General features: G+C 43.6%; 14 protein-coding genes. All 14 read right to left on the minus strand.

Annotated elements, in window-relative coordinates:
• On the minus strand, positions 1 to 896 hold an 896-nt coding region (locus A3762_RS20135), incomplete at its 3' end, for a DegT/DnrJ/EryC1/StrS aminotransferase family protein (RefSeq protein WP_068757316.1).
• Positions 893 to 1,525, minus strand: a complete 633-nt coding sequence (locus A3762_RS20140) for an acetyltransferase (RefSeq protein ID WP_068757318.1) — start codon at positions 1,523 to 1,525, stop codon at positions 893 to 895. The genes A3762_RS20140 and A3762_RS20135, both read right to left, overlap by 4 nt.
• Positions 1,522 to 2,115 carry a sugar transferase gene (locus tag A3762_RS20145; protein WP_068755312.1) on the minus strand — a complete coding sequence of 198 codons (594 nt, stop codon included), beginning with the start codon at positions 2,113 to 2,115 and terminating at the stop codon, positions 1,522 to 1,524. The genes A3762_RS20140 and A3762_RS20145 overlap by 4 nt, the downstream gene beginning before the upstream one ends.
• Complete coding sequence (locus tag A3762_RS20150) at positions 2,112 to 3,374, minus strand: glycosyltransferase family 4 protein (RefSeq protein ID WP_068757320.1); 1,263 nt, start codon at positions 3,372 to 3,374, stop codon at positions 2,112 to 2,114. The genes A3762_RS20145 and A3762_RS20150 overlap by 4 nt, the downstream gene beginning before the upstream one ends.
• Positions 3,374 to 5,341 carry a heparinase II/III family protein gene (locus tag A3762_RS20155; RefSeq protein WP_082869266.1) on the minus strand — a complete coding sequence of 656 codons (1,968 nt, stop codon included), beginning with the start codon at positions 5,339 to 5,341 and terminating at the stop codon, positions 3,374 to 3,376. The genes A3762_RS20150 and A3762_RS20155 overlap by 1 nt, the downstream gene beginning before the upstream one ends.
• On the minus strand, positions 5,338 to 7,524 hold the full coding sequence (locus A3762_RS20160) for a bi-domain-containing oxidoreductase (RefSeq protein ID WP_068757367.1): 2,187 nt from the start codon (positions 7,522 to 7,524) through the stop codon (positions 5,338 to 5,340). Before A3762_RS20160 ends, A3762_RS20155 begins: the two co-directional genes overlap by 4 nt.
• Positions 7,525 to 7,609: 85 nt before the next feature.
• Positions 7,610 to 9,502: an asparagine synthase (glutamine-hydrolyzing) gene (asnB, locus tag A3762_RS20165; protein WP_068757322.1), complete on the minus strand. Its 1,893-nt coding sequence runs from the start codon at positions 9,500 to 9,502 to the stop codon at positions 7,610 to 7,612.
• Positions 9,503 to 9,541: 39 nt separating this feature from the next.
• Entirely contained in the window at positions 9,542 to 10,633 is a 1,092-nt protein-coding gene (locus A3762_RS20170) for a glycosyltransferase family 4 protein (RefSeq protein ID WP_068757324.1), read from the minus strand.
• Complete coding sequence (asnB, locus tag A3762_RS20175; protein ID WP_068757325.1) at positions 10,630 to 12,519, minus strand: asparagine synthase (glutamine-hydrolyzing); 1,890 nt, start codon at positions 12,517 to 12,519, stop codon at positions 10,630 to 10,632. The genes A3762_RS20170 and asnB (A3762_RS20175) overlap by 4 nt, the downstream gene beginning before the upstream one ends.
• Positions 12,520 to 12,527: 8 nt before the next feature.
• Complete coding sequence (locus tag A3762_RS20180; RefSeq protein ID WP_068757327.1) at positions 12,528 to 13,601, minus strand: glycosyltransferase; 1,074 nt, start codon at positions 13,599 to 13,601, stop codon at positions 12,528 to 12,530.
• Positions 13,592 to 14,368, minus strand: coding sequence for a hypothetical protein (locus tag A3762_RS28490; RefSeq protein WP_231878875.1), 777 nt, complete (start codon positions 14,366 to 14,368; stop codon positions 13,592 to 13,594). The genes A3762_RS20180 and A3762_RS28490 overlap by 10 nt, the downstream gene beginning before the upstream one ends.
• A 482-nt stretch (positions 14,369 to 14,850) precedes the next feature.
• Positions 14,851 to 16,731, minus strand: coding sequence for an asparagine synthase (glutamine-hydrolyzing) (gene asnB / locus A3762_RS20190; RefSeq protein ID WP_068757331.1), 1,881 nt, complete (start codon positions 16,729 to 16,731; stop codon positions 14,851 to 14,853).
• Positions 16,732 to 16,739: 8 nt separating this feature from the next.
• A complete protein-coding gene (locus A3762_RS20195) occupies positions 16,740 to 17,786 on the minus strand; it encodes a glycosyltransferase (protein WP_156493623.1) in 1,047 nt (348 codons plus the stop codon).
• Positions 17,758 to 18,729: a sulfotransferase gene (locus tag A3762_RS20200; protein ID WP_068757335.1), complete on the minus strand. Its 972-nt coding sequence runs from the start codon at positions 18,727 to 18,729 to the stop codon at positions 17,758 to 17,760. Before A3762_RS20200 ends, A3762_RS20195 begins: the two co-directional genes overlap by 29 nt.
• Positions 18,730 to 18,807: the final 78 nt, after the last annotated feature.

Raw genomic sequence — 18,807 nt, forward strand, 5'->3', positions numbered from 1 at the left:
TGAGCGTGAACGATGTTGGCTGGAATCTCAGGTACACGCAGGAAATCAAATTTTCGGCAGACATCTGCAATTGCATTCGCATTGCGCGTGCGACCCAATGTCCAATCAGGTATACGTGTTAATTGAATTCGCCCAATCGCTGATTGCATCTCGGTTAAGCGCCAGTTGGTACCGAAAGATTCATGCAACCAGCGAAAGCCCGGAGCATGCTCGCGGTGATAGACCGCATCATAACTCTTACCGTGATCTTTGAATGACCACATCTTTTCCCAAAGGGATTTGTCATTGGTCGTAACCATGCCGCCTTCACCACCAGTGGTCATGATCTTGTCCTGACAAAACGACCATGCACCAATATGCCCAATCGAGCCTACTGAACGAGTCACACCATCTGTACCTGTGTACTTGGCACCATGTGCTTGGGCACAGTCTTCGATAATTTTTAGATTATACTCTTCGGCCAAGAGCTTAAAGCCGTCCATATCACATGGCCAGCCGGCTAAATGCACACAAACAATGGCTTTGGTTTTCGAGGTTAATACTTTTCGAACAGTCTCGGGGGCGATGTTTTGCGAATCTCGATCCACATCCGCAAACACAGGCATTGCACCGGAATTAATAATAGCGCTCACCGAAGCAAAAAAGGTACGAGGCGTGACAACCACTTCATCGCCCTCACCTATGCCTAATGCTTTAAGCGCGAGATCCAAAGCTACCGTGCCATTGGCAACTGCAATCGAATATTCACAATCAGCAAACTTCGCGAACTCTTTTTCAAATTTGCGGCCTTCAGTACCCGTCCAGTAATTCACTCTATTGGATAATAGAACTTCGGAGACTTTATCTGCTTCTTCTTGTGTGAAGGCAGGCCAGGGAGGGAATGTTTGAAAACTCAAAAGGGATCTCTTCTACTTAATCGTTTAGCAGGTACACCTGCATATATACCCGGCTCTATGCAATCGCTCACTACTGCGGCACCTACACCAATCATTACATCACTACCTATACGTAAAACCTGCTTGGTTGCAGCACCAGTGCCAATCCAGGAATAATCACCTACTGTTACTTCACCTGCTAAATGCGCACCCGGGGATATGTGTACGGCCTTACCAAGTAAGCAATCATGATCAATAGTCGATCCAGTATTTACAATACAGCAGTCGCCAACCTTAACTCCGATATTAATCGCAACACCCGCGCACACGACTGTTCCGGCCCCAATCTGGGTATCGCTTGCGATAACCGCATTTGGGTGAATAAGCGTAACAGGCGAACAACCTAATTCAGTGCATTCAGCATAAACCTTTGCACGTACGTGATTGTCTCCGATCGCAACGAAAAAGGAAAACTCACAATCCCCTAAACTTTCTAAACTAGAAGCAACGACTGGCCATCGCCCACAGCTTTTAATCTCGGGGTACTTCTGATCTACGAAAACGACCTCATCCCAATTACCAATGAGCGTAGCGACATCAGCGCATACTTTCCCATGCCCACCGGCACCGACAACGACCAAACGGCTCATGAGTTAGAACCCTTAAATCGCTCCATCGTCGCCTCACCCTCTTGCGAGACCCCATCGCGCTTAAACACTTTAAAAACCGTCAAAAACAGGATTTTTACATCGAGCCAGAAGGTTTGGTTATCAACATACCAAACATCAAGTTTGAACTTTTCGTCCCAAGAAATCGCATTACGGCCATTCACTTGCGCCCAACCTGTTACGCCAGGGCGCACTTCATGCCGACGTTTCTGTTCATCGCTATAAAGAGGAAGGTATTCCATTAATAATGGACGCGGGCCGACTAAACTCATATCGCCTTTCAATACATTCCAGAGCTCTGGCAATTCATCCAGACTGCTCGAACGCAAAAACTTGCCTAGCTTAGTTAAGCGCTCTGAATCTGGTAGTTGATTTCCATGATTATCTAACGCATCACGCATGGTTCGAAATTTAATCATCTCAAAGGGTTTACCATTTAAACCAGGACGGGGTTGACGAAAGAACACTGGCTGGCCCAAACCTAGCCCCACCAATATAGCTGTTAGCACTATTACTGGCGACAACACCAACAATGCCGTAGCAGAAAGCAGCACATCAAGCAGACGCTTCATACGTTATTGCCCAAGGTATATGCGCCAGTATTATTCTGAAGTGACTTTTCTGCGTATAGTACCCAACGTAGCCATTCATCGGCCAAGTCCTCACGGGCGAAACGCTCTACGGCGAGCTTACGTGCATTCATCCCCATCTGCTTAAGCTGCTCTCGATTATCCCGTACATTGATCAATGACGAAGCAAACGCTTCCGGATCATCAGGGGGAACGGCAAATCCGCACTCGTTCTCAGTAACAAGTTCTGCAACCCAGCCCGGATAGTTATTTAACACTGGTAGACCTGCAGCTAAATAATCAAAAAACTTGTTAGGCGAAGTACCAAAATAAAACGCTTTTACGTTTGCCAGCAACTGCATACCAATATCAGCACTGAGCATCAAACCCGCTAAACGCTGCTTATCGACGGGCGCATGGAATACAACATTGCCTAATCCGAGCTCTTTAACGCGCTCTTGAAGCTTAGGCTTCATTTGGCCTTGACCGATCAACACAATCTTAACCCCCGTCTCTTTTCGGGTTTCGAGTTCTAGGGCTGCGTCAATCACCGCATCCAAGCCATTGGCCTGACCATGGGTGCCGGTAAAAACAGCCATAAGGTCGGTACTATCAACATCCTCTGGACGCCACGCATCAAGCTCCACGTTGAAAATATCGAGGTCACAACCATTAGGAACTAAACAAACATTATCGGCCGCTACACCTCTCCTAGTAATACCTTCAACGATTCCAGGAGAAAGCCCTATGCAGCGATTTGCCGATCGGTAGGAAGCCCATTCAAGAAGATACATCAAAGACAACACAAACGGGTTTTTGATCACCCCCATTTCACGCGGAAGTTCAGGCCATAGGTCACGCACTTCAAAGACAAAGGTTTTGCGACGCAACCAGCGAGCAAAAATTCCTGGGATACCGGCAGTGAGCGGTGTCGTCGTCGCAAAAACAACGTCGTAATTCAAACGCAGAGCAATACCGATACTCTTCATCGCAAACAACAAAAAGGTCATTGCCCGTTTCACAAACCCGTCAGCATTAGAGTAAGCAAGATTAAACTCGATAATATTGATTCCATCTACTTCACCGACACGACGCCCTTTGACAAAGTTGCTATCCAAACCCGTTTGGCCACCACTATAACTTCCGCAAACTATCGTAACCTTATGGCCATCACGTACTAAACGTCGCGCCATCTGGTAAGAGCGGATTCCTGCGGCGCCTTTAGGTGTTGAAAAATGTTGGTGGAAGTAAAGTACGTGCATTAGCGAATGTTGATCTCTGTTGTGATTGTTAATACCGAATCTGGTTGTGCGGCAAACTCAAGCTCAAGAACGGGCAGTTCAGCTTTCTGCATGTAATAGCGCGATTCATATCCGTTAACAATCTCACGCCGAACTGGCTCTTCACTCGAACTAATAGTAATCGAGGTAAACTCTGATGCAATTGAACTATCGTTAACCTGCCAGTCTGCGTTTATCAAACGCCAACGCAGCACGGCACTATGCGTAAAGCCCGAGCAAGTATCAGTAACGGTGAGTACCTTCCCACTCAAATGAAGGCTACGGTGATGACTCACGCCTTCATAGTCGGTATAACCTGCTTCAAAGCACATAGCATCGGTAGCCTCTTCTACACAAACACCTTGAGGCTTGAGCCACTCCCCGTATAAAAAACGACTTAGCTTAGGCATTGCTGCACGCTGGTCAAACTCAATGGTGTTATGTCCTGCGGGGCCATTAAAGTAATTCAATTCGGCTGCCTGAGCATTGTAAGAGTATGAGCCAGCATCACGAAGAACATTGTCCAAGCCTCGCCAGACATCGATATGCAAGGCATCACATTGACTGGGGCGAAACCGAAAACGCGGATAACGGAAGAAAACACTTAAACCCTCAAGCTTCATCTTTACAAAACCGCCATCAGTAAAATGAGTAAGTTCTGATAAATCGCTTTTTTCGGCTTCTGTATTAGTCACGCATGAGCCGATCTCGCTGACACCAAAGCCAAGCCACCTTAAATGCTCCAATGCAGATCGGTTCTGATATGGCACTCTCAAATAAAATAAAAACGATGCCAAATTCACTGCCGGCCGAAAATCCCGATAACCTGCATCCGTTAACGGCAGAAGATGCGCCCCGTCATTCGCCCCAAGGTTCGGAACATCACTCTTACCTTCACGTTCTCCCTTTTGCTCTGCCTCTCCCGTTTCACTCACTACCATCGCTTCTAACCAGCGCGTTGCGAGCGCGAGTCGTTTTTGGCTTTTTTCTGAGAATACTTGTATTCCCAAACTTCGGGCCCAAACCTCACATAAGCTCATGGTTTCCAGCATCAGGCGGTGGTACGTCACAGAATATTGGCTGAAACTACCATCATCCATGATCAATGCGTTTACTCGTTCATTAAGAAAATGGGCACCTATTTTCTGATACTTTTTCCCCTGCTCTTTTCGAGTTTCAGCATTCAACTCAAGGAAGCTCCCGCCTAACCATAAAGCTGCTGCCTCTGAGGTTCCGTGATTGTTGTCTTGCGCAAGCGCATACATCAGAGTTGGACGTATGCGCTTTAAATGCATTTCAACAAGAGAACTCAACGATGGTAAAGCGGACTTTTGCTGCTGCAGAATCAGAGCAGCGAATATCAAATGCATCACACGAATTGAAGCTTCTTGGCCACACTTCCAATTCGGGCCCAGATAGGGAGAATTTTGTTTCACCCAGTCTTTCAGCCAAATATTGAGTTGCTCTAAAGCACCGCCTTCTTCACGAGCTGCGCGTTGCGAGAGGGGAATTACCCAGTCAAAACGAGAAAGCTCCCAGGTGCTCTTAATATCTCGACCTGGTTCTACAAAGTCCGGAATCAACCACCAAGGCTTAGCGGTGTGTTCGAAGACAGTTTTACTAAAAGGATCATAGAACCAGTTGGGTGGGTTTGTAGAGTTATAAGGAACGGTGCAAGAACCGAAGTAACACAAAGCACTAACACTTTTGGCACTTCCCGGTCCCTTTACATCCCACTGAGTATTACCATGCAGCGTCGCTACTTTATCGGCGCTTGTGCTTGAAGGCTTGAAAAATGGCGCTTCAGGTATAGAATGATTAAGGCGCTTTACCGGGTTCAGACCAGACAACAGACTCACACGATAGACCACCGCGCGCGCTACGCCCACTAAGCCCAAAGCTTTTACTGCTTTTAACTTCTGAGAAAACAAGCTAATCCTCGAACTCACTCGCAAGCTCTAATTTGCTCTACCGCCTCGAGCGACACTTCAGCCACATCAATAATCTCATCGTAAGAGATAGGTGAAGCCGCCCCGCTCTTGATTGAATCAAGAAATGCTTTAACACAAGCCTCTTGCCCTTTATCTTGCTTCCAAGTGTTGAGTTTTTTAAAGCCTGGCCAGCCAAAGCCTTTTAACTTTCTAAAGTTATCAAGCTGCAAAACTCGCCCTGCAGTGAATACCTCAACCCGTTCCTTTGGAAAAGAAGAGTGGCCATTTGCAAGGTAGTGAATGGTACCGAAAGAACCATCTTCAAAAGCTAGATTAATAACCGCTTTGTCCTCAGTAACATCTACTCCGTCAACAGCCCCCATACACTGAGCATGTACAGATTTAACCTTTGCTCCGCACAGAAAACGCATCAAATCAATAAAATGGCATGCTTCACCAATAATTCGGCCTCCACCCACAGCAGCATCTTGCGTCCAGTGGTCAGAGGGTATCGCCCCGGCATTCATAGTCATCAAAAACGTTTTCGGCTCTTTTACTGGCTCCAAAAGCGCCTTTATTTTTTGTACATGCGGTGAGAAGCGGCGATTAAAACCAAGCATTAGCTTTGGTGGTTGTGTCTTTTCAGAAGCAGCTTGATAAGCGCCTTTTACTTCTTCGAGCTGCTCGCGCGTAATTGCCAGAGGCTTTTCCACAAACACATGCTTGCCCGCCGCCAATAATTTAGCTACAAACGCAGCATGCGTATTATGCTGAGTAACAATGACAACCGTATTGTTATCTGGACTTTCAATTAAGCCCTTGGTATCGGTAGTTGCTTCTGCAAAGCCATGCTTTTTACCATGTACAACGCCACTCACGCCGCCTGAGGAAGCGATTGTTACAAGCTCGGCATCAGCTTTCGTGAAGGCCGGGACCAACATACGCGATGCATAGTTACCCGCTCCAATAAACGCAACCTGCGGCTGAACACCCTCACTTTTTGAAGAAGCATCTGTACTGTCAGAAAGACCATACTCAGAGGGCTTACAAACCTCTTTCAGTTTGACATTGGCAAAATGCCGGCTCGCTGAAGAACTGGAATATTCCAACAAAATACCCAGTGCAGATTTATCCGAAGTTAGTACATCATACGCTTGCGTTGCTGCATCAAAATCAAAGCGATGGCTAATCAACGGCTCGAGATTAAGTTTACCTGCCGCCATCATATCGAGAATGGCTTCAAAGTTACGTTGCTCCGTCCAACGCACGAAGCCTAAAGGGTAATCTTGCCCTTGCGCCTCATAGACTGGGTCATATCGCCCTGGACCATAAGAACAAGACACCTGAAAGCTAAGTTCTTTCTCATAAAACTCTGCGCGATTCAGCTCAAGACCAACCACGCCAACTAAAACTATACGGCCACGTTTGCGCGACATATTGGCTGCATTGGAGACAGGGTCATTTGAAGGAGTAGAGGCAGTAATAATCACACCATCCACGCCACGCCCCTTGCTAAAGGCCATCCCTGCGCTTACAGGGTCTTCACCAAGCCCGGGGTTACAAATATTCGCGCCAAACTGCTTCGCTAGTTCAAGCTTACTCTGATCGTAATCAATGGCTAAAACCCGACAACCATTGGCTACCAGTAACTGAACAGCCATTAGACCAATGAGGCCAACACCTGTAACCACAAACGCTTCGCCAAGTGTCGGTTTAGCCAAACGAATGCCCTGCAGGCCGATTGAGCCGATGACAGTAAAAGAAGCCTCTTCATCGCTAACGTTATCAGGAATTCTCGCACAAAGGTTCTTACCCACATTTACCACATCTGCATGCGGGCCGTTAGAAACAACACGATCGCCTGATCTCCAATCCTCACAACCTACACCAGCCTCATATATAACACCTACGTTGCAGTACCCTAAGGGTAAAGGCTGTTCGAGCTTGCTTTTTACGGCATCAATGGTTGTGACGAGACCATCGGTTTTAACCTTATCCAGTACCATTTTCACCTTATCTGGCTGCTGGCGAGCTTTGTCTAAATAATTGGCTTTACCAAACTCAACAAGCATGCGCTCAGTACCCACGGACACTAAGCTACAAGTAGTGTTAATTAAAAGGTGATTTGCTTTTTTTGAAGGAGCGGGCGAATCGATGATACTCGTTTCACCGCTCCCCATATTTTGGAGGATTTGTTTCAAAATACTATCCAATACTAAATGTGAATAAGTTCTTTACAGTCATACAACTAGATTACAGTTAACCTAGCTCACCAATTTTTGCCAATCACCCGTCAACACCAGCGTCAATAAAAGTTTGACACCATACTTCAAAACACAATAACGCGAAAATTGTATAGGAGGCGTCTTCTTTACCTGAACGATCACGATCAATTAGTTCCTTGATTTTTTGAGGATCGAACACTCCGCGGCGCGCAATTTTACAAGCACGCAATTCGTCATCTACCATGTTGGACAAATCACCCTTTAGCCACTCTCTCAGTGGAGCGCCAAAACCGGATTTTGATCGATAAATTATTTCTTTAGGCAATTTCTGCTCAGCAGCTTTTTTCAGTATCCATTTTCCTATCTTACCATTCTGCTTTAAGGACGAAGGTACCTGAGAAGCCGCCTCTGCAACCCGCTTATCTAAGAAGGGAACCCTAACCTCTACGCCACGAGCCATACTCATTTTGTCAGTATAATTAAAATTATGATCTACCAGAAAATAGCGACGCTCTAGAAATAGCATTTTTTCAAGCGCATCTTTATACTCAAGACAATCCAACTCTTCATAGATGAAACCGAGGGGGTCTGGAGAAAGCTTCAGCTTAATTTCATCAGTGAATAAATCCCTGACTCGTGCAGGGTCCAACCAGAAAAAATAAGATAATAAGCGTTCGTTAGCATCAAGATCAGCATATGAAAACGCTTTGGAGATACGACGCATAAGGGCATTATTTTTCGGCAAACTCGAACTGACTGATTTAATCAGTTTTCGTATACTCTTTGGTAAGAAACTCCAATATCTTTCAAATTTAATAGCCAAATGTCGACGATAACCACTGAACATATCATCACCACCTGCCCCCGAAAGGAGGACTTTTACACCTTGATGTCTAGACCTTTCACAAATCATCAGCACATTAAGTGGAGCAGGATCAGCTTGCAATTCATCAAGGTGATAAATCATTTCCGGTAGTTGGTTAACGATGTCAGGGGTGGCTTTTAAAATATCCAACGGTACTCCGAGATGATTTGCCACTTTCTTAGCATATGGCAAATCATCTTCGAAACCATCGTTAGCTTTACCATCATTAGAATCAATCGTAAAACATGGCAGGTCATCATGCTTTTTTTCGGCAGCAAGAGCCACTAATAAACTGGAATCCAAGCCCCCGGACAAAAATGAGCCTAAGGGTACGTCGGAAACTAACTGGTCGTTTACCGAATCCCTCAAAGCATTTAGAACTTTATCAGCATGAGCCTCAATAGAAGTTTCAACAGGAGAGTAGGATGGCCAGTGCCAGTAAGCTTTTCGCTCTACTATTTCACCTAACTCCACTACCAAGTACTCACCTGGCGGAACCTTATGAACGGACTTCAGAAGCGTTTCTGATCCAGGGCTATACAGAAAAATCAATGTACGGTATAGCGCATTAAAATTAAAAGTGCGCTCCACAGAGTCTATTTCCAGCAATGACTTAATTTCGCTTGCAAAATAGAAGCCTTGGCTATTTTGCGCATAATAAAGTGGCTTTACACCAAAATGATCTCTCGCAATCACAAGTTTTTGATGTCGAGCGTCCCAAATTGCAAATGAAAATATTCCATTAATCTTTTTGAAAAAGTCCAAACCGTCGCTTAAATATAGGTTAAGAAGGACTTCTGCATCCCCATCAGAATTAAATAGAACACCTTGTTCAACCAGTTCATTTCTGAGTTCCTGGAAGTTATAAATTTCACCATTAAATACAATACAAGCGCGTCTTTCAGTATCCCACAGAGGCTGGTCGCTAGTGGGAGAAAGATCAATTATGCTTAACCGCGCGTGCGCTAAGTGAACATCTCCTTCAGAGTAGGTAGCGAGATTATCAGGCCCTCTATGAGACATTTTTTTAGCCATGCGCAACAATACGCTTTCATCAAGGCGTCCCACACCTCCTGCAATGCCACACACAAACTAACTCCTTATAACAAATACTGGGCTTATGAAAAATTATGCGAACTGGCTAAAAAGCTTGGCACAGTTAACTTCTAAACTGTGCTGGTTTTGAACAATCGAAATTGCTTCAGCAGATTGACATTCAATCAACTCAGTATTTTCTAAATACTGTTTCATTGCCGATGCAATCTCTTCACTAGAACCTGTTTCAAGCAAGGCCCCATTAACGCCGTTCTTTAAGCTATCGGCTATAGCTCCCACGTTTGTACAAATACATGGCAAGGCAATAGCCATAGCCTCCAACATAGCATTCGGGAACCCTTCTGCTTTCGATGGTAAAACAAAAATATGAGATGTCCTCAGTAATTCCAAGACTTGTTCAGGAGAACGCCAACCTAACAGAGATATAGTTTGCGATAAGTCTGAACCCACAAGTCTAGCCTCTAATTGCTCCATTAAAGAGCCATCTCCTACTAGTTGCATCTCAAAGGCGTAGTCTCTTGATAAGTTTTCACACGCCTCAATTAGCTCCAATACCCCTTTATCTTCTACGAGCCAACCTACAAATATAAATTTAGGCTTTTGCCCTTTTTCTAGACTGATAGGCGTCGTTCTTACTGGGAATTCTTTACTTAGCCAATTCCTCACAACTACGATTTTGTCGTCAGATACCCCTAATTGCTTGAACACAGTTACCCAACTTTCGCCCTGAGCGCCCATCACGTGGGGTAACCTAAGAAGTAGCTTTACGATCAAGTATGTGACTTTACTCTTCTCTACAAATTGCTGAAAGAAACCGTCTCTCATAAAGAAAACGCTTTTTACACCGTAGAGCCGAGCCAAACCACACATCAAAACGCGTTCGTAAAAGCTAAACCCCGCACATGCAAAAACAATTAAGCCTTCGACATTACCTTTCGCCAGCAGAGCTATCAGCTCCTTTATTCGTCTCAAACCTTTCTTCAATCTTTCGCGTATTGGAGGTACTGGGAAACTCGTTTGCAACGTATCAATGACATGCAATTCATCCCCATTAGATTGCGCATAACTATATAAACCTTTGGAGGCTGTGAGCTGCCCCCCTGGATTATTAGCGCTCTCGTTGAATGAGCCAGGTTTAGCCCCGACTAGTATATATTTTCTCATCCAAAACTTACTTTATTCTTGTTGGCCCATATGACTAAGTTGAGTAGTTTCCAAAATAGAAAACCATCATCCCTTCGCCCATCACTGAAATCTGCAAAAATACGCCTCATTTTCGTCTCATCAAGGACCTGCGAGTTAGCAAGCTTAAACCTCGAAAAACTGTCCCAAAATAATTCTTGTAGAGGCCCTTTTAACCAATACCCAAACGGAACACCAAAACCAGTCTTAGGACCGTACAAAATATCCGCAGGCACAATACCATCAAGTGCGCGTTTCAATAAATATTTTTGTTGTCCTTTTTTTACCTTTAAATGCGAGGGCAAACTAATGCAAAAATCGACAATATCATTATCCAAAAACGGCACACGAACTTCGACGCTGCCAGCCATTGTTGAACGATCTACTTTCTCTAAAAAAATATCAGGTAATATAATTTCAAGATCGGTCATCAACATTTTATTTACCAGATCTTGGTCCTCAAACCTCTTTGCTACTTCTTTATAACGCCCCCCAAAATCATATCGCTCGACATTGGAACGATAAGAATCAGATAAAACTCGAGTAGGGGGAACACGTTCACTTTCAACAGTTAGCAACGCGGCCATTACCTTGTAATCCTCGTCAGCTAACAAGGCATCAATATACCTCTGTCGAGAGTGCGACCTTGCATTTTCTGGTAAAAACTTATTCACCACACTGCCAACGTGAGCGAGCAACTTCATTCTTCGAAAATTAGCTAAGGTATTGTACCGCTGGTACCCAGCAAACAACTCATCGCCACCATCACCTTGGAGAATGACTTTCGTCTTATCTCCCACCTGCTGGGAAAGTAGAAAAAGAGGGATATTGGCAGCATCAGAAAAAGGATGATCATGATGTTCGACCATCTTAACGACCGTATCTGCAACGTCATATCCACCAATCTCAAATTCATGATGATTCGTGCCATACATCTCGGCAACCTGCCGAGCCCTAGGCAGCTCGTTGATGCCTTTGTCATAATCGAACTTAACGGAATAAGTGCTTAAATCAGAACCAAGCTCTTGTGCAGCAAACGCGGTAATTGCACTTGAATCAATTCCGCCTGACAAAAATACCCCAACAGGCACATCGCTAACCAACTGGCGTTTGACTGCAGAATTCAATAATTCTCGCACTTTGATAACCGTTTCATCTTCACTCAGGACCTGTGAATTAGCTTTCTCAGGAAGCGAGCTACGAACAGACCAATATCTCTGTTCATCAATACAATGCGACCCACAATCAATCACGACATAGGTACCGGGCATGACTCTTTCGACACCCTTCAAAAGAGTTTCACGGCCTAAGGCATTGCCGTAATAAAACCATTCATGCAACTTGGGAGCATTTAAGTCATTTGAAGTTGCGGCAAGTTTTTCCAAGGCTTTTATTTCAGAACCAAAACAAATCTTTTTCTCCAATTTAGAGAGATAAAGAGGCTTAATACCAAGTCGATCTCGACAGAGATAAGTCCTGTTATCTTCCGAATCGTAGATGGCAAACGCGAACATACCGTTCAGTTTTTCAAAACTCTCGACACCCAACTTCGCGAAGAGCTCGACAACCACTTCTGTATCGGAACTTGTTTTTAAGTTGATCAGCCCATGTTGAGCTGCCAGCTCTTTATAGTTATACACTTCACCATTGTAAGCGATCGTGTATCGACCACACTTCGAAGTAAAGGGTTGATTCGCGTGGTCTGAAAGGTCAAGTATGCTTAAGCGAGTATGACCCAAGATAATATTAGATGAGCTCCAGACATCTTTATTATCGGGGCCTCGATGATGAATATAGCGTAGTGCGGACATCACTTGTTTATGAAGTTCTTCAGAATACTGTCCAATAACCCCAGAGAAACCACACATAATTATCCCTAGATTTCACTCTCAAGAAGTTTATTAAAATCAAAACTAGCGACTAACTCGTTCTTAATATCGTTCCGCTTTAAGCTCAGTGCTTTGATAATATAATCAGATAGAGATGCGGGTTGTGGATCGTTAGGTACAGCAAAACCATTCACCTCATTTTTAACAAGGCGAGCCACCACAGGCACACATTGTGTAGCAACCAAAGGTGTATTCAAGTAATAGTTTTCGAGCAAGGCATTTGGATAACCCTCCCATCGAGAGCTGAGAACAAACACATCACAATATTGATAGTACAGATAGGGGTTATCCGTAAATCCAGTAAAAGTGACCGAGTTCTGCAACGAGTACTTTTCAACTAAGCCGGTTAATACTGAGGTTTGTTCACCTTCGCGCCCTAAGACGGTCAATTTCGCATTAGGAATATTACTGACAACGCTTGCAAAGGCCTCAAGCAAGATATCAAAACCCTTCTCCCGCGAATGACGCCCCGATGCAACTATATTTATTTCATCACTTCTAAAAGGCGAATTTACACCTTTGAGCTTTTCATTAATAAAACGCGTATCCAGAGGGTTGCTAGCAACCATTATTTTTTCGGCTTTGACACCGTATTCAGCTGCCACATCATCTTTCATTTCCACTGTTTGGGCTAAAACAGCATCGGCGCACTTGAATGCCCAGGCATAAAGCTTTGCTGTAACAGGTTTTGTGTAACCTTGTTCGCGTTCTAGAGAAGGCATACTAGGCACACGAGCAATAAACCTAAAATTTCCATCTACCAATTTAATCAACGCCAATAGGACGGCAACCCTAGAGTGGGAGCTATAGACGAAATCAGGTTTAAGCCGCCTGATAGTTTTATACAAACGAAACAACGACCGACTTGCTTTGAACGTCTTGAGATCTGTTAACTCTGCTATTGAAGGAACTAGTGATAACAAATCGGGCGTTTTATCGAATACAACAAGGTCAACTTTATAAGAGCTAGGTTCTAACTGACGTATGAAGTTTAAGGTTACACGTTCAGCTCCACCGGCACTCAGGTTAGGGAGAACGAACATAATGAGCTTCATCGACATACGAGCTCCGCTGCACTATGCGCTTTAAATCGGGCCGATTCTTTAGCTGTGACAAAAAAGAGAACAAGAAGAAAAAAGACAAAATTCACTTTGAATATAAAAGGTTCTTTTAACTCCGACACAAACAAAAACATCATCACGCTTAATAAAAACACGAATGAAGAACGACTCTTTTCTCTTAACAATTTTTTCAATAAGAAAAGAAACAATGTCGAATATAAGAGAAACGAGAAAATCAATCCCAATGAAAAATATGATCGGACATAACCAATATCTGAATGGGTGGCATTTTCATGGCCAAATACACTCAGCCCGCCATGCCCGATAACAGTATTTATGCCAAGCTCTGGGATTGGCATCTCCAGCAACGCCGTCGCAGTAGAATCTTCACCGGAGATAAAGATAGAGAACGAACGAAGCATCGCGTAAGCGAATTGACCTTGCACTTCTGGAAAAAAAACGAATAGTACTAGCAAAGAACAGATAGCTACAAACGCCCCACCCAACCATAACACCAACAAATGCGACAAACCCTTTAAAGACTTCATAGAAACTAACAGACTGGCTAACAAAACCGCACAACCTGAGAACAGCAGCCCCAGCTTTCCCACAAAAATACAAGCAACAGTGATAAACACCGCTGCAGCCATATATCCCGTTCGAACTTTTAAACTGTCCGCTTTCATAAGCAGCAGCATCGCCGAAAAAACTCCTAAAGCCAGCGTGAACGATAGACTTGAACCTGAGCTGTTCGTGAAGCCCGCCACTCGACTACCCGACAACAAAGGTATATTCCCTGACTCCACAAGAATAGACGCAGTAAACTGCCGAAACTCGAGACTAGCAAAACCTACATAAACAAAGAAAGCTTGAATAAAAACAATGAATAAGAATGCCTTTAACAACTCTTCTCGGCTCTTGAAAACAAAGCTAAACAGTATTGCCCCAAATACACTAAACACAAAAAGTACGAATACCGAATTAAATATACCTGGAGGCTCCGAATAACCGATAGCTGAAGAACAGAAGGCCCAAACAAAAACAGCTGAAAATATAGTAAATATGATTGGGTTTTGACGAACCTCTTCTTTCAAAAAACGCAATGCAGCCAAGCCAAACATAAAAAATAATAGCACGAACGCAATTCGAATCGTGGGTAACAGTTCTACTCCAATAAACTTGAGATTGAACACATAGAAAAACAATAAAATCGTTTTTAAAAAAAAAGTGAACCGCTTTGGCAATGCCATTAAATGCTCACCTTCCAATAATTATAGTTGGCTATCGACCAAAGCAGCCCCGACCAATCAATCTTACATGCCTGATGCTGCTCCCACAGCTTGTGGATCAAAGGTTTGTTAAGTTCATCTCCTGACATCTCAATCCCACAATATGCCCAGTCTTTTAGATCGTTTCGAAGCCATTGAGCCAAAGGAACCCCAAAGCCGGTTTTAGGACGGTCATATAGTTCTTCCGGTATATATCTATTCAATACCTGCCGCAGTAGAAACTTACCACGGCCATCATAGGTGTGGTACGACAACGGAAGAGACCACGCAAACTCGTAAATCCGATGGTCAAGCAACGGGACCCTACCTTCTAGGCTTGATGCCATAAAGGCACGATCAACCTTAACAAGAATATCATCAGCCATATAATGCCTAGCATCCAGCGCCATCATATAATCGAGTGGAGGTAGTCCGACTAGCCGAGAATCAAAAAACTTATCGTCTTTGGATTGAGCTTCGTGTATTAATATTTGAGGGTTATTAATCGAAGAGACGCTACGCCGATAAAAGGCCTGAAAATTTCGTGATGAAAAATATTCAACAGCTCGACCCGAGTCCTTTAAGAACTTTGAGCCCGAGAAGGCCAGTTTCGAGCCAAAAAGATTAACAAAACCTTTTGTACACCCTCTAAATGAACGAGGAATTCTAATCACTTGTTCCCAACGCTTGGCTGATGTCTGGTATCGATTGTATCCACAAAACAACTCATCCCCTCCATCACCAGATAAAGCAACAGTAACGTGTTTTTTTGCCAATTGGCCAGCCAGAAAAGTTGGGATCTGTGACGCGTCCGAAAACGGCTCATCAAACATGGTTGATATAGCAGGTACAACATCCAAAAGATTTTGCCTGTTTACATAAAGCTCATGATGTCGCGAACCAATATGGCCCGCCACCTCTTTAGCAAACCTTGCTTCATTGTATTGAGGATCATCAAAACCAATCGTAAACGTATCGATTGCAGAGGGGCTTTGCGATTGAAGTACACCTGCAACAGTAGATGAATCTATGCCACCTGACAAAAAGCAACCTAAAGGTACGTCTGCCTTTGCTTGAAGAGCTACACTTTGGTTTATTAACAGATCAAGGTCGCATGTAACTTCTGCAATAGAGCCACATTCTTTTTCCGTTTTCCGATTGAGAAAGCTAAAACCATCCCAATATTTTCGAGGCTCGCTGAGCATTAATTCGCCAACAGCGCAATTTACTGTAACCACACAACCTGCTTCTAACTTTTGTACACGCTGGTATATAGTATGCGGAGCTGGAATATACCCATGCCGAAAATAAAGCCCCAAGCTACCCAAATCAATGCTTGGAGTTTCGTCCTTACTGAAAGGCAACGAGTTTAGCTGCGAGCTAAAAACAAACTTACCTGCCACCAAGCCATAGTACAATGGCTTTTCACCGAAGCGGTCCCGCGCGATAGTTAGCTTTTCTTCTACTCTATCCCAGAGCCCCAGAGCAAACATACCAACCAACGAGGAAAGAGTTTTATCAATTCCGTTAAGTACAAAAGCGGCAAGCAACACTTCGGTATCTGAACTTCCCTTAAACTTGCAACCTGAATCAACAAGCTCCTCACGCAACTCTTCGTAATTGTAAATCTCACCATTGAAAACCAGTACATAACGCTCGCACCTAGAAAGCATTGGCTGCTTACCCAAGGCGCTCAGATCATGAATAGAAAGGCGTTGGTGACCAAGAATTATCTTTTCACCAACCCAAATACCAGATTGATCGGGGCCACGCTGAAGAATTCTCTCAAGACTACCCTTGACCAATAATTCATCACTCGGGCTTACACTAGGTGTTTTCAGTAGACCGGAAAAACCGCACATACTATCCCTTAGGTAACAACTAAGTTTCTTTTATGAGCTAGCTTTTTTCTTACTATTGGGCGACAAAAGTGAATATATCGAGCAAGCCAGACTATGTATACAAACGCACTTTTCTTATGCTTATCAGGCCAAGCGCGATCAAAAAGCGATTTAAACAAATCAATGTATCCATCGTCTAACGCTTTCACTGATAAGTCAAAAATCAATTGAGACAAAGCGATTCGGCAAGACATCTTTTCACTTTCGCTCAGCCCCACTGATAGCTGATTGTAGCAATCACGATAATTCTCAGCTTGATTCGCTATCTGTTCTAATGATCTCTTGCGCAAATTGCCTGCGGTTGCAGAGCCAATGCTATAACGGTTATAAACGCTCATTGAATCAGACAAAAAAAGCGCGCCTCCTCTTGAAGAGCCTAGAGCCTGAATAAAAGTATCGCCTACTGGAGCTCTTTCAATAAACCAATCCCGGAACGGGTAAATCGAAGATTTACGAATAAACAAAGAGGCCGTCGGCATATAGCCCCCTCGCCCTTCCACTACGTTTTCGAAAGGGATAACGGTCTCTTCGCTGTAATATTCATTTATTATGGAATGAAATTTCTTGTTTCGATATTGTTTGGCGGGGTGAAAGCAAAGATCGACATTTGGATGGCGTTGCAGGGCGTCATATTGTTTTTGGAGTTTATGCTCATCAATCCAATAATCGTCGCCCTCACAGATGGCGACATAATCTCCTTCTGCATGAGGCAATGAAAGCGATATAACACGGTGCCCTTGGCTTCGCTTATTCTGCTCTTGAATTACTAAACGAATTTTTTCTGGATATTGTTCTTTATACGCTAATAAGATCTCTGTTGTATCGTCAGTTGAACAGTCATCGTGAACAATCACCTCATATTTAAATGTGGTGTTCTGAGAACACACGCTATCTAAGCATTGTTCAATATACTCAGACTGATTAAATGTATGAACTAGGACTGAAACTTCAGGAACATCTACTTTGTTGTCTTCAATATGCATATAACTACCGCTGATAAAACTTTGCTTTCGCAACCATATTTCCTTTAACGCCTTCAGTGCGAGAATAATCTAGCGCATCAAGTTCTTGTTTATGCAGTACAGCCACGTCAGCATCGGTTACACTATCCAACTCCCTCTCACTTGACACGGGCTCGTATCCAGTATGTTTCATTTCATATCGACAGATACTCTCTATTGCCATAAGCTCTTGTTTAGAAAGCTCTTTTAAATATTTATTACTGTTATCTTCGATAATACCAGTCGACAAGTTATTCCAAGCTTTCTGCATTTTGGAGTTTTCTTGCGTCAATTTATCTTTGTGGAACTCCAACATTCCCGGGTCATATTGCATCCCCAAAAAGTCGCAAATCTGATGTAGCTCAATCTCGGTATTAGCAGTTAAATCTTCATATCTAACAAAATGCGCTTTACCCAAACCTTTCATTAAGGAAGCATTCTTAAGGTTCTGTTGCTGGTCCTGCTTCCATTGTCTAGCCGCTTGAACAACTCCTCCTAGGTGGTCCGAGTTTTTCTTCCACGACAAAGCCATATCACGAGGATCTCGAACCAAATAAACAAATTTAGACTCTGGAAAGTTAAACAACAAGAAAGGCAAAAACTCATAGGTATGGTTCTCTTTTATAAAGACGCTCTGCTTTCCGTGCTCTTTCGCCTCAGCCATGAACAAGTTTCGTAAAAGACTAACCACATCACCTCTAGGAGCCAACGCCAACATCTCATCGACGGTTGGAGAATACTTCCATATGGAAAACTTCACTTGAAAGAGCTCAAAAATATCACGAACCAAAGTACGCCAGTTTTCTTCTTGCGTTAGATCTCCATAACGAAAGAGGTTACGTGCCACGGGGTTGATTATATGTTTGACTGACGGCCCGCAAATATTCTTATGTCCGTTCATAAGTTTTGTTATAAAGTTACTTCCGGATCTTTCGGAACACATTAAAAAAAACAACATATTTTTTTCCTAAGTAAGCTTTCAATTAAGCGTCGTAAAACAAAATTCACTAACTCTTGAATACTTGCAAACTAACAA

Source organism: Oleiphilus sp. HI0125, from assembly GCF_001635355.1.